1 protein-coding gene is annotated in these 257 nt (G+C 56.0%); it reads left to right on the plus strand.

From position 1 onward, the window contains the following. Positions 1-111: 111 nt before the first annotated feature. On the plus strand, positions 112-257 hold a 146-nt coding region (locus ACSNOK_RS35030), incomplete at its 3' end, for a hypothetical protein (RefSeq protein WP_436784737.1).

Below are 257 nucleotides of genomic sequence, written 5' to 3' on the forward strand. Positions count from 1 at the left end.
GCCATGGACACCGCTGATTCAGTCGCTAAGGACCTTAATAAGGCCGTCAATGATGCCACTGACGCTGGTCGATCCTTTACTGCGAAAGCTCCTCAGATCGTATCCGGCGTCATGCAGCTGAGCAATGGACTGGGACAGCTCAAGACCGGTTCGGACAATCTGTCCAAGGGCGCGACTCAGCTCCATCGAGGTCTCGACTCTGGTGCCAAGCAAATCCCCGGCCTGTCGGACGATAAGCGTTCGAACCTGGCCAATAT

It is taken from the genome of Streptomyces sp. URMC 126 (assembly GCF_051386555.1).
Taxonomy (GTDB): domain Bacteria; phylum Actinomycetota; class Actinomycetes; order Streptomycetales; family Streptomycetaceae; genus Streptomyces.